The following is a 12,806-nucleotide window of genomic DNA, read 5'->3' on the forward strand; positions in this document are numbered from 1 at the left end:
CAGACGAAGCCACGGATCTATTATCCGCGGCTTTTTGGTTATGGGTCAATCAGCTCTCTCCGCTTACAATCATTTTGCCTCGAATTCATGAACAGCCTCTATTCATATTTGATTTTTGCTGATAATATATCATTTCTAAACCTGTACTTTACTATATCTTGCGGGGGGTTGGACACCAGTGACATCAGAGCCTGCCTTGACTGTTCTTATTGTCGATGACGAGCTGCCTCTGCGGGAGGAATTGCGGTTATTTCCATGGCAGGATTATGGAGCAGAGCTGATCGGCGAAGCCGAAAATGGCGCAGAGGCGCTGCAGATGTGCGGCGGGATGCAGCCGGATGTAGTGATTACGGATATCACGATGCCGGTCATGGACGGTCTGGAGCTGTGCCGGAGCATACGCAGCCAATATCCGCTCACACAGATTGTACTGCTGACCTGCCACAGTGAATTTGAGTATGCCAGAGAAGCGCTCAAGCTGGGGGCGCTTGATTATCTTATCAAGGTGGCTCTGGAGGATGAGGAAATGCGCGAGGTGCTCGATAAGGCGCGGGAGGCGATCCGCCGCGAACGGGTAAACCGCCGCAGCGAGCGGTACGGCAAACGGATCGAGCTCTCCAGGCTGCTGGCCAAGCTGGTGAAGGAAGGCGGCAGCGGAGAGAATCTGGTTCAGCGGCTTGCAGCTGTCCCGGCGGCTTCTGAAAGCGCTTCCGGATCAGGTGGTTCTTCTCTTTCAGCAGCGAGGCTGCATGCCGTATGCAAGCCGGAATACCGTTACGAGGTTGCCGTCGCCTTGAATGAGACGCTGGATGACCAACGGCTAATAACGGCGCTGCCATTCGATTGGACTCCGCTTGGAGAAACGGATTATATGCTCTGGTTCAGAGCTGCCGGTAATAGCGAAGCGGCCCAGGCTCAGATCAAGCCGGCAGCCGGGATGCTGATGACGGCACTGCAGCAGGGGCTGGACCGGAAGCTGCCCTATCTTAGCGGGGAAGTCAAGCTCTTCACCTTGCTTGGAGGCTCTGCCGCCGATAACACGGAGCTGCTGGCCGCGCTTAAGCGAACGGAGCCTGGTCCATCGCTTGCTTATTTTCATAATTCAGGCGAAGTGGTGGCAGACCCGACAGCAGCAGCCGGCGCTTCGGCAATGGATGAGAACGGGGCAGGCGAGCCGCGGAAACGCCGCAAAGAGGTGCTGCTGGCCATGGAGCTTATGGCCCGGGATCTTGCAGAGCCGCTTACCTTGACTTCCGTGGCGTCGGAGGTGGGCCTTAGCTCCTTTTATCTGAGCCGTTTGTTCAAGGAAGAAACCGGCGAGGCCTTTAACGATTATTTGACCCGCCTGAGGATTGATCAGGCGATCCGTCTGCTGAAGACAACCACGCTTAAGGTCTATGAGGTGGCCGAGCGTGTCGGTATCCCCAGCTACCGTTATTTCTCCGTCGTCTTTCGGGGGATAACGGGCGTCTCTCCCACCGAATTCAAGAAAGGATGATGCGAATTGCCGAGATGGACGCTGAATGTCAGCAGCTGGAGTATCGCCTTGAAGCATTTTCTGTTTCTGTTCATCGGCACTCTGCTGCTTTTTGGCCTGCTCGCCTGGCTGAACCTGAAGGACGCCGAGCAGCTGTTCCGCAAACAGGTGGTCAGCGACTCGGAAATTATTATCGACCGCACCAATTTGTATTTGAACGCTTACCTCGACAATGTGCAGAGCATCCTGCTGATGCTCCGCGAGCGCCCCGACCTACTGGACGAGGATAAAGAAGGGGAAGCGATTGAGTTGCTGCGCCAGTATGCCGGCCAGAACAGCACCTTGTACCGGACGCTGTACCTGGTGCGCGAGGATGGAAGGGTGGTATCCAATACGCAGGTGAACTTCGAAATCATGGGCAACCCCATTCTCGGCAGCCTGCTGGAGCAGGCCAGAAGCAGCTATGGCGTGTTCATTACGGAGCCCTACGATTCGCCGCTTTCCGGCCGGACCGTCGCTTTCGTGCTTCCCATTGCCGGCGGGGACCGCAGCTTTAAAGGGATGGCGGTTGTGGAGGTCGATTTGAACAAGCTGACGGGGCTCCTGGCTACCTTCATGAATACGAAGAATCAGACCTTTGCCATTATTACCAGCAAGGGCAATGCCGTACAATCCTTTGATGCCAGTCTGCCGCTCAGCTTCTACCGTCTGCTGCCTTACCACACGAACGTATTCCCTCCCAGCCTGGACAGCGGTTTCTTAAGCGAAATGGCCAACCTCAAGGTGGGCGTATCGCAGCTTGCCGGGCCAACCGGCAAGCTGGTGGCGGTCAAAGCCGGAGTGAACCGGCTGGGCTGGCATTTCATCGCTTTCTATGAGAACAGCTATTTTTATCAAAATATTACGATGCTGTACCGCAATTACGGCAATGTCGCCGTGATCTGGTTTGTGCTGCTGCTGTTCGGCTCCTACCTGATGAGCCGTTATTTTGCTTATCCGATCCGCACGCTTGCAGCCAAAATGAACCGTGTGCGTGAAGTGGAAATTCTCTCGGCGATCACCGTCAACCGCAGCGACGAGATCGGCATGCTGGCCAAAAGCTATAACGCCATGATGGAGCGCATCCAGCATCTGGTTCATGAAACAAAGGAAGCGGAATCCCACAAGCTGCAGCTGGAGCTAAAGATGCTGCAAAGCCAGATCGCTCCTCATTTCCTGTACAATACGCTGGCCTGCATCAGCAGTCTTGCCAAGCAGCAGAAGACCGATGCTGTCCGCGAGACGATCAAATCGTTAGTCGGTTTGTTGTCGTTCAGCTTCGACAAGCAAAGTGAGTTCGTCACGCTGAAAGAGGAGCTGGACGGGCTGATGATGTATGTCCACATCCAGCAGGTGAGGTATGGCGACAAATTCTCGCTTGAGCTGGATACGGATCCGGCAGCGCTCCGCTGCACGGTGCTGAAGCTGACGCTGCAGCCGCTTGTGGAGAATGCGATCTTCCACGGAATCGCGCCGCAGAGGCGCAAAGGGAGGATCACCATCCGCACGAAGCTGGTTCGCGGCAAGCTTGTTTTCATCATCCGGGACGATGGCGTGGGCATGGACAAGCATCAGCTTGAAACGATTTTCTCCGAGAGGCGCACGCCGCCGAGCAAGGACCGTTTTACGGGTATCGGCATTATGAATGTGCATGAAAGAATCCGTCTGCACTACGGGCAGCCGTACGGACTCAGGGTGTTCAGTCTGCCGATGAAGGGCATGCTGGTCCGCGTGGAGCTGCCTGCGGTCATGCCCGATGAATTTCCGCCTGATTCGTAAGCGGTTGCAAGAATTGGAACAGTTTCGCATAATCACTGCATAGAACGGCTAATCCGGGCTTGCTATACTGAAATCACGCAAAATGTAAGCGCACACATCTTACAGTGAGGTGATTTCATGGATAAGTGGGCCACGGCTGCGGTGACGGCTCCCAAGAAGCCCGGGCCACAGATGAAACAGCTGGGAAAAAGGGTATGGGCATACCGTGCATTTTATCTGATGCTGCTGCCCGGAATTCTGTATTACATTTTGTTCCGTTACCTGCCGATGTACGGGGTTATTATTGCCTTCAAGGATTACAGCATCCTGGACGGCATGCTTCACAGCAAATGGGCGGATCCCTGGTACAAATATTTCGAGCAGTTTTTTCATTCGCCTTATTTCTCGCAGCTGCTCGTCAATACGTTTCTCATCAGCTTCTACAAGCTGATATTCGGCATTGTGCCGCCGATCCTGATGGCGCTGCTGCTGAACGAATGCCGGCATAAGTGGTTCAAGTCGATCGTGCAGACACTGACGTATATGCCGCATTTTCTCTCATGGGTCATTATCTACGGGATTTTGCTGGCCCTGCTGTCGCAAAGCTCAGGCCTGTTCAACCGCTGGCTGGAGGATCTGGGCTTCAGCTCCATCCCGTTTCTGACCTCGCCAGATCATTTTCGGGCAATCCTGGTCGGATCGGAAATCTGGAAGGACCTCGGCTGGGGGGCGATCATCTATCTGGCCGCAATGACGGGAATTGATCCGACGCTGTATGAGGCGGCAAGGGTGGACGGGTCAGGCAGATTCCGGATGATCTGGCATATTACACTGCCGGGTATCCGCAATGTGATTGTGCTGTTGTTTATTTTGAAGCTGGGCCAGATCATGGATGCGGGCTTCGATCAGATCTATATTTTATACAATATTCAGGTGTATGCGGTCGCGGATATTCTTGATACCTGGGTGTTCCGGACGGGTCTGCAGCAGCTGAACTTCAGTCTCGGAGCCGCGGTAGGACTATTCAAATCGTTGATCGGCCTCGTGCTTGTGCTCGGCTCCAATCAGCTGGCCAAGAAATGGGGTGAGGGCATATGGTAAAAAGCCTGGAGGACCGCATCGTTAACTTCATCGTCTATGTGTTTCTCGGAATTGCCGCGCTTGCGGCTATTCTTCCGCTCATGTACGTCGTAACCGTCTCCATCACGCCGATCTCGGAGGTGATGAAGAACGGCGGCTTCATTCTTATCCCCAAGCGCATTACGTTCTCGGCGTACGGCCAGCTGTTTACCCAGACCGGCATTCCAAGGGCGCTTGCGGTGACGGCATTCATTACAATCGTCGGGACCTTGGTCAACCTGATTCTGACAGCCTTGATGGCCTATCCGCTCAGCCGCAAGCTGATGCCGGGGCGAAGCCTGTTCCTGATGCTGATCCTGTTCACCATGCTGTTCAGCGGAGGACTGATCCCGACTTATCTCGTGGTGAAATCGCTGGGACTGCTGGATTCCGTATGGTCGATGATTCTTCCGAACGCGGTATGGAGCTTCAATGTGCTGATCATGAAAAGCTTCTACGAGGGCATGCCTGAGGAGCTGTTCGAATCAGCGCGGATTGACGGCGCGAAGGAGCTGCGGATTCTGCTGCAGATCGTCATCCCGCTGTCCGTTCCGTCCATGCTGACCATTGGCCTGTTTTATATGGTAGGGCACTGGAATGAATTTTTTCAAGCGATTATGTATGTGACGGACCGCTCGCTGTTCCCGCTGCAGGTCATCATTCGTGAAATTCTGATGATGACGCAGCAGCCTCTGGAAAATGTCGATAATGTCCTGCCGACCGAGACCATGCAGATGGCTTCCGTTATTACAGCGAGTTTGCCTATTATTATCGTTTATCCATTCATCCAGAAGCATTTCACCAAAGGCATGCTGCTTGGCTCCGTTAAGGGCTAAATCGCCGATGCCGTTATGAAGATGAAAAATACGAGAGGGGTTGGATCACATGGTGAAAAGAAACAAGATTCTCGGCCTGGTTATGGCAGCCGTACTGTCGGGTACGCTGCTCGCCGGCTGCGGAAGCAAGGATGAGACGACGACAGCGGGAGGACAGCCAAATGCTGCAGCGCCTGCTGCGGAAGCTCCCGGCAAAGCGGTGAAGCTTGATATTATCGAGCCGGGGAACGGCCTGCCGTCGCCGGATCAGGATATCATTAAGCAGGAGCTGGACAGCAAGCTTGGAACGGACCTCAATCTGACGGTCTATGCGTCCGGAGATGATTACAAGAATCAGCTGAATGTCCGTATGGCGTCGGCGAATTTTCCCGATTTGTTCACGGTCGACCGCCTGCAGCTGAAGCAGTTCTCCGAACAGGGGCTGCTGCTGGATCTGTCGGATTATCTCGACAAGCTGAAGCCGACGGTTGATTTCATCGGCGAGGACAGCTTGAAGAAGGGCATGTTCAATGACCGCGTCTATGCGATTGCCAAATCGCCGCAAATTCCTTACAACACCTATTGGGTAAGGAAGGACTGGCTGGATCAGCTGGGTCTGCAGCCGCCCAAAACGCTGGATGATCTGTACACTGTCGCGAAGGCTTTTACGGATCAGGACCCCGACGGCAATGGCAAGAAGGACACATTCGGCATGACCGGAGCCAAATTAGGCACTTTCAATTCTGTCTTCGGTGCCTACGGCATCGGCTACGACGGCGGTCCCACCATGTATATCCGCGACAATAAGCTCGTGAATTCGCTCTACGATCCCGGCATGAAGGATGCATTGACCTTTATCAGGAAGCTTGTCGACGCAGGAGCGGTCGATCCGGAGCTGATGGCCAATTCCGGGCTGCAGCACCAGGAGAAGGCGATCAAGGGCCAGGCCGGCATCATCTATATCGACTGGCCGAATATGACGAAGGACCAGTTCACCGAACAGATCAAGGCGGTGAATCCGGATGCCGAGTGGATTCAGATCGAGGCGCCGGAAGGCCCCGGGGGCAAATTCGCCAGCGCATGGGATGTGGGGATGACACCGGCGCTGTATGCGATTCCGAAGGCGCTGGAGAAAAATCCCGAAAAGCTGGACAAAGTGATCGAGCTGCTCAATTATGTGTCCACTGACGGCTCCAATCTGGTTCAATACGGCGTGGAAGGCAAGCATTACAATATCGAGGGCGATACCGTCGTTCCTACGGAGCTGCTGGGCAAGGAAGGCGCCTATTTCTGGCTCTATCAATTTACGGGACGACCGGAGAAGGACTATCTGTCGGTGAAGTTCGCGCCGCAAAAGGCATTTGTCGATTTTGCCGCCAATCAGCCGCATATTGAAACGTATGGCGGATTTATCGATTTCCCGGATAATTATAACGCCGCCGACGCTTCGCGCTATATCGAGGAAGAGCTGACCAAGTTTGTTTATGGCAAACGGCCGATTGAGGAATACGATGCTTTTCTGAATACCTTGGGTACGTCCATGAATTACAAGATGTATATCGATTCGGCACAGGAACAGCTGGCGAAGCTTGGATTTCTGAAATAAAAGAAGCTGTGCGGAAGCCGGCTATTTCGGTAGCCGGCAGGATGTACACCGGATGATATGCAAGTGAAAACGTATTTTGGATTATTAAAGTGTGGAGGATCTGACAATGAGTAATCATCAGCACGATATTGAGGAATTGGCCAGACAGTTTCACGAGGAAGGTTATCTGCTGCTCAAAGGGGTGCTGTCTGCAGATAAGGTGGCGAGGCTGAATCATGCGGTTGACGGGATTCTGGCAGAAGAACCGGAGTCGCTTTCCTATAATATTTACAACAGTGTGGAGCGACATGAGGAGATTGCTTCGCTGATTGATGAACCGGCCGTGCTGCCGCTTATCGTCCGGCTGCTACGCCACAATATTCAGCTGCATATCTCGCATCTGACCGTGCGCAAGCCGAATCCGGACGATATCAAGACCAGCACGAGCAGCTTTATCAACTGGCATCAGGACGGGCCGCATCCGCAGTTTCCCGAGATCAACGGCCTTGCGGCGACCTACTATATCAAAACCTGCTATATGCTGAGCGATATGTCTGAGCCCAACCGCGGCAACACCAAAATCATTCCCCGTTCTCACAATGTCGTTTACCGTCCGGATACGCAAAATGTGCGGGAGGAGCTGCCGGATGAGATACAGGTATGCGGAGAGCCCGGCGATGTATTTATTTTTCCGCAAAATCTCTGGCATGCCGGGGCGCCCAACCAATCGCCATTCACAAGGCGGCAGCTGTTTCTTGGTTACAGCCCCATCTGGATGAGGCCCATTGACTACAAAACCGCATCGGAACGGCTGCTGAAGGACGCGAGTCCTATCCGCAGGCAGCTGCTGGGCGAGATTAGCGACAATCCTTTCAAATACTATGTTCCGGACGATTCAATGGTCCCGTTGAAGCAGCTGGTGCTTGGCGGTGATGTGGAAAACAGCGTGTACAAGCAGAAGTAGGCAGGATCGGCGGTCAACATCCTTCTGCCCACAATGCTCAGGGGAATTGACGTCACTCCATCGAACAGAGATTGCAGGGAACACGCTCTTCTTCATTGAAGAGCGTGTTTCTTTCGTTTCTTGAGATGGCTTCCCCCTTTTATGTTTGGCTGTACGCGTATTTTTCTGATAGGATAAAAGAGAGAATAATAGCAATGGAAGGAAGGGATAATTCCATGAATTATGTAAAGCTTGGCAAAACAGGTCTTGATGTCTCCCGTATATGTCTTGGCTGTATGAGCTATGGCGTTCCGGAGCGGGGTCCGCATCCATGGTCGTTGAATGAGGAGGACAGCCGTCCTTTCATCAAGAAGGCGCTTGAGCATGGCATCAACTTTTTTGATACGGCTAATGTTTATTCCGATGGCACCAGTGAGGAAATTGTCGGACGGGCGCTCCGCGATTATGCCAATCGCGATGAGATCGTCATTGCTACCAAGGTTCACGGCCGTATGCACCCCGGTGCTAACGGTGCGGGATTGTCGCGCAAAGCGATCTTCACCGAGATCGACAACAGCTTGAAGCGGCTCGGAACAGACTATGTTGATCTGTACCAGATTCACCGCTGGGATGCCAATACCCCCATTGAAGAGACGATGGAGGCGCTGCATGATGTCGTGAAATCCGGCAAAGCCCGCTATATCGGCGCTTCTTCCATGTATGCATGGCAGTTTCAGAAATCGCTGTTTGTTTCCGAGCGCAACGGCTGGACACGCTTTGTCAGCATGCAGAACTACCTGAACCTTTTGTACCGGGAGGAGGAGCGTGAGATGCTGCCATTGTGCGAAGCGGAGGGAATCGGCGTTATTCCATGGAGTCCGCTTGCGCGGGGACGCCTGACGCGCGATTGGAATGAAACGAGCGAGCGTTCGCAGACCGACGAGTTCGGCAAAAAGCTCTTCTCCGCAACTGCCGACGCCGACCGCAATGTCGCTCAGCGTGTTGCTGAGGTAGCCGAGAAACGCGGAGTCCCCCGGGCGCAGGTAGCGCTTGCCTGGGTACTGCAAAAATCGCCTGTTACCGCTCCGATCGTAGGCGCTACCAAATCCCATCATTTGGATGATGCGGTTGCCGCATTGTCCCTGCAGCTGACTGCCGAAGAAGTTTCGAGTCTGGAAGAGCCGTATTTGCCGCATCCGGTATTGGGCGGCTTGAACTGAGGCTTTCCTGATTTTCTGACAGTTCCTGTCGCATATGCTTCATATCCAAATTGATTATAATTAAGCATTCCGGGCAAGAGCAGCCATTACTTCTGAGCCTGAAACAAACCGCCCGGCTACCATTAGCCGGGCGGTTTGTTTCAACCTTATAGAATGGCTGAGTTTGTCTACAAATTATATATGCGGGTGCTTGGCTCTGTCCGCAAAGGACTGCACTCTGTGCATGAGTTTTTCGCGGGCCTCTTTGTTTCTCATTAAATAAACGATTCCCAGTCCGGCTGCAGTCATGAGTACTTTTTTCATGATCAATCCCTCCTCGCGAGAAAATGTCTTCATGAAATTATACCCCGATTGGGCCGATTGTACGCATGAGCGGAATTGACGAAAGATGGCATACCTTGATGTCTTGCCCGAACAGGACCGGCTGCACAAGCTGCTGCTTTTCTAAAACTGAAGGGGGAACCACTATGCCTTATACGCATTATGGCGAAATCGGCGATGTTTGGAAGCATCTGCCCTTATGCTTTTTTCTGAAAGAAGAGCGCCCGAATCGTTACGTTGAATCCAATTCCGCATTTCCGAAGTATCTTCTGGACCGGACAGGCCGGAGAGAATATGGGATCTTTCATCTGCTTCATGAGCTTGAGCGGAACGATTATCCGTTTATCGGGCAATCCCCTTATATTGAGCTTGTGAATCTTATGCAGGGAGCCCAAAGCGGTACTTCCGCTTATCTGGGCTCACCAGGCCTGGCGATGGAGCTGCTGAAGGACCGAGGCAGGTATTTGTTTTGCGATATCGAGGAGGAGCCTTTGGCCGATATCAGAAAATATGCGGATGAACAAAGTTTGCACAGCCATGTTCAGACTCTAACGGGCGATTCCATTGAACTTCTCTGGTCTGAGGTGGAACAGATGGGTCATGAAACATTTCTCCACATCGACCCTTACCGGATTCTTGAAGAGAATGACAACGGGAGGTGTTATGCCGATTTGTTCGTGAAAGCTGCAGGGCGCGGCGTCAGAACGATGCTGTGGTACGGTTATGAAACATTGGAGCAGCAGAAGGAGCTGCATAACCGGCTTCAAGCCTTGTTAAAGGATGTGGATGCTAATTTAACCGGTATTGACTTCTATATTGGAAGTATAGGCAGCACCTCCACAGAGGTTAATCCCGGAGTGCCGGGCTGCGGTATTCTGGTTGTAAATTTATCTGCTGCTTCCCTTCAGCAGTTCGACCGGTATGCCGATGAGCTGGAGCGGGTTTACCGGAATGCAAGCTTCATGAACAAGCCTGAGAAACTGATCAAGCTGAGGGTCTCATTATGACCAAATAATGCGGAACCAGGATGCGGCTGCATATCATACCTTGATTCTGAGGGAGAAATTGTGAAAGGCGAGGTGCGGCAGCAAATGAGGATTATTGTTGTTTCGGACACTCATATGCCAAGAATGAACAAGAAGCTGCCTGCGCGCCTGGTGCGTGAGCTTCGTACTGCGGACCATATTTTGCATGCAGGAGACTGGACGCAGATGTCCGTGTATGAGGAACTGGCGGGCTATGCGCCTACCGACGGGGTGGCGGGCAATAATGACGGTCCGGAGATTATCGCAAGGTTTGGTCTGATCAAGCTGCTGACCATGGAAGGGTGCCGCATCGGCATCGTTCACGGGCATGGAGCAGGCAAACGAATCGATACGGAGGCATGCGCGCTCGGAAGCTTCCAGAACGGGGATCTGGACGTGATCATATACGGACATTCCCATATTCCCGTATTGAAACGGAATAAAGAGGTGCTGATTATGAATCCGGGATCGCCAACGGACAAGAGAAGACAGTCCTTGTACTCTTTCGGTGTGCTGGAGCTGGATAATGGGGCGGTGAAAGCCAAACATATCTTTTTTGACAAGAAATCGTAGCCGTATTCTCGCATTCCTATGCTATAATAATGACATGATTCACTCATTTTGCCGAACGGAGCAGAAGCATTGAAAAAGTTCAAAAAATTTTATATCGAGATTACGAGCGTTTGCAATCTGTCCTGCACCTTCTGTCCCCCGACTAAGCGGCAGGCGAATTTTATTAAGATAGATGCCTTTACGAAAATTCTCGATGAGATCAAGCCCCATACGGAGCATATTTATTTTCACGTCAAGGGGGAGCCGATGCTCCATCCCAAGCTGGATCAACTGCTGGATCTCAGCCATGAGCGGGGCTTCAAGGTGAACTTGACCTCCAACGGCACGCTTCTTCATAAAGCGGGTCCCAAAATTATGGGAAAGCCGGCGCTCAGGCAAATCAACTTTTCCCTGCACAGCTTTGACGGCCATGAAGGCTCAACCGATAAGCAAGGTTACGTCAAGAGTGTCCTGGCTTTTGCCAAGGAAGCGGTAGCGGCCTCGAACATTCTGATTTCATTCCGGCTGTGGAATCTGACGCAGGATAATGCCACCAATCTGGAGCGCAACCGCAATCGGGAAATCCTGGAAATCATCGAACAGGAATTCCAGCTTGATTATAAGATTGAGGATAAATTTGTCCGCGGCAGCGGAATCAGAATAGCCGACCGGATCTACCTGAATCAGGAGCATGAATTCGTATGGCCTGATTACAAGGAGCAGGAGGACGAAGGCAAGGGCTTCTGCCACGGACTGCGGAATCAGGCCGGGATACTGGTCGACGGAACCGTCATTCCCTGCTGTCTTGATGGTGAAGGTGCAATCAATCTGGGAAACATCAACCGCACTCCTTTCTCCGAGATTATCGAGGGCGAGCGGGCCAATAAGATGTACGACGGCTTCTCGCGAAGAGAAGTTGTCGAGGAATTATGCAGGAAATGCGATTATCGCAAGCGGTTCAGCATGTAAAAGCAAGGAAAAAACGAAAATTTGCGCAATCTGCGGAAGCGGCGGCGGCTTGGAGCCCGAACCAATGAAAAATTTGTCAGAAAAGTGCCGCGGAAACGCGGCCCTTTTCAATTTACCATAATATAATATTCCATCGAAATGACTTTGAAGAACTTCAGCCGGGCAATCGTAAAAAATGAAGGAATGAATTAAGGGCTGTCCGTCCCATACTAACAGCAGGAGGCCGCGGCATGTATGGCCCAGCCGGAAGCGAACAGGCGGTGAGGAAAATGATGATGTTGGATGAAGCTCCAAAATGGCATATTTATTTGGTTGCGGGGGTTGCATCGACACCGACTATTTTTGATGAATGCAAACGGGAGCTGAAGCACCGTTTCCACGAAGCAGGGCGTGATCCGGTGATCCGCGAGCTGCTGCCTTACGGCGATCATACGCAGAGCATGGTTCGCCAAGTTATTCAGGTTGGCGTGGACTTGACGCGTTTTTGGATTTCGCATCGTCCTGGAGGCAGGGCGGTGGCGGCGCAGGTCCGTGAACTCTCGGCAGGTCATCCTGTGCTGTTTATCGGCCACAGCGGAGGAGGCGTCGCAGCTTATCGGGCTGCCCTGCTGTTAAACAGAGAGGGAATCCTTCCGGATTGCCGGATCATTCAGGTTGGTTCGCCCAAGACGCCGATCCGGAGGGATTTGCGTGAAAAGGTAAGCTATTTTCAGGCGGTCGATGAGGACGGAATATTGAAGGATCCCATCACCAGATTAGGGAGCTGGGGAGGCTGGAGCCGGAATAAACTCGGCGTGCCGTTTTGGAACAGGCTCAAGCATGCACCCGGCCACTTGGGTACGATTACGGTACTCGGCGGTCATCCGCATTATTTCCGCAGCAAGGAGCCGTATCTGCATCCGCAAAGAGGCTCCAACCTGTCCTTGACGCTTGACCGTATCTGGGAAAGGGTCGCGATGGAAGCCGTTGAATTGAACACGTAA

At 52.7% G+C, this 12,806-nt stretch carries 12 protein-coding genes; 11 read left to right on the forward strand and 1 reads right to left on the reverse strand.

What is annotated here, in order from left to right; translation table 11 throughout:
• Positions 1–178 precede the first annotated feature (178 nt).
• The 7 genes from AC0YOB_RS28955 to AC0YOB_RS28985 all read left to right on the forward strand — a co-directional run bounded on the left by AC0YOB_RS28955 (position 179) and on the right by AC0YOB_RS28985 (position 8,956).
• A complete protein-coding gene (locus AC0YOB_RS28955; protein WP_475795749.1) occupies positions 179–1,498 on the forward strand; it encodes a response regulator transcription factor in 1,320 nt (439 codons plus the stop codon).
• 6 nt (positions 1,499–1,504) lie between these two features.
• A complete protein-coding gene (locus AC0YOB_RS28960) occupies positions 1,505–3,295 on the forward strand; it encodes a cache domain-containing sensor histidine kinase (protein ID WP_475795750.1) in 1,791 nt (596 codons plus the stop codon).
• A gap of 171 nt (positions 3,296–3,466) precedes the next feature.
• The gene (locus AC0YOB_RS28965) at positions 3,467–4,375 is read left to right on the forward strand and encodes an ABC transporter permease (RefSeq protein ID WP_379113359.1); all 909 of its coding nucleotides are present in this window, start codon (positions 3,467–3,469) and stop codon (positions 4,373–4,375) included.
• Positions 4,369–5,229 (forward strand): carbohydrate ABC transporter permease, encoded by an 861-nt coding sequence (locus AC0YOB_RS28970; RefSeq protein WP_475795751.1) that lies wholly within the window; start codon positions 4,369–4,371, stop codon positions 5,227–5,229. The genes AC0YOB_RS28965 and AC0YOB_RS28970 overlap by 7 nt, the downstream gene beginning before the upstream one ends.
• Before the next feature lie 49 nt (positions 5,230–5,278).
• Positions 5,279–6,814: an extracellular solute-binding protein gene (locus AC0YOB_RS28975; protein WP_475795752.1), complete on the forward strand. Its 1,536-nt coding sequence runs from the start codon at positions 5,279–5,281 to the stop codon at positions 6,812–6,814.
• A 106-nt stretch (positions 6,815–6,920) separates the two neighbouring features.
• Positions 6,921–7,757 (forward strand): phytanoyl-CoA dioxygenase family protein, encoded by an 837-nt coding sequence (locus AC0YOB_RS28980; protein ID WP_475795753.1) that lies wholly within the window; start codon positions 6,921–6,923, stop codon positions 7,755–7,757.
• A 215-nt stretch (positions 7,758–7,972) separates the two neighbouring features.
• Positions 7,973–8,956 carry an aldo/keto reductase gene (locus tag AC0YOB_RS28985; protein WP_475795754.1) on the forward strand — a complete coding sequence of 328 codons (984 nt, stop codon included), beginning with the start codon at positions 7,973–7,975 and terminating at the stop codon, positions 8,954–8,956.
• 174 nt (positions 8,957–9,130) lie between these two features.
• Here the strand turns inward: AC0YOB_RS28985 and AC0YOB_RS28990 are convergent, their stop codons facing one another.
• On the reverse strand, positions 9,131–9,259 hold the full coding sequence (locus AC0YOB_RS28990; RefSeq protein WP_379113321.1) for a hypothetical protein: 129 nt from the start codon (positions 9,257–9,259) through the stop codon (positions 9,131–9,133).
• Between the two features lie 164 nt (positions 9,260–9,423).
• Between AC0YOB_RS28990 and rlmJ the strand changes: the two genes are divergently transcribed.
• The 4 genes from rlmJ (at position 9,424) to AC0YOB_RS29010 (ending at position 12,806) form a co-directional block, all read left to right on the forward strand.
• Positions 9,424–10,284, forward strand: coding sequence for a 23S rRNA (adenine(2030)-N(6))-methyltransferase RlmJ (gene rlmJ / locus AC0YOB_RS28995; RefSeq protein WP_475795755.1), 861 nt, complete (start codon positions 9,424–9,426; stop codon positions 10,282–10,284).
• 84 nt (positions 10,285–10,368) lie between these two features.
• On the forward strand, positions 10,369–10,875 hold the full coding sequence (locus AC0YOB_RS29000; RefSeq protein ID WP_475795756.1) for a metallophosphoesterase family protein: 507 nt from the start codon (positions 10,369–10,371) through the stop codon (positions 10,873–10,875).
• A 69-nt stretch (positions 10,876–10,944) separates the two neighbouring features.
• Positions 10,945–11,823 (forward strand): radical SAM/SPASM domain-containing protein, encoded by an 879-nt coding sequence (locus AC0YOB_RS29005; RefSeq protein ID WP_475795757.1) that lies wholly within the window; start codon positions 10,945–10,947, stop codon positions 11,821–11,823.
• Between the two features lie 230 nt (positions 11,824–12,053).
• The gene (locus AC0YOB_RS29010) at positions 12,054–12,806 is read left to right on the forward strand and encodes a hypothetical protein (protein ID WP_475795758.1); all 753 of its coding nucleotides are present in this window, start codon (positions 12,054–12,056) and stop codon (positions 12,804–12,806) included.

The sequence above is a fragment of the Paenibacillus sp. JT31N17 genome, assembly GCF_056269255.1.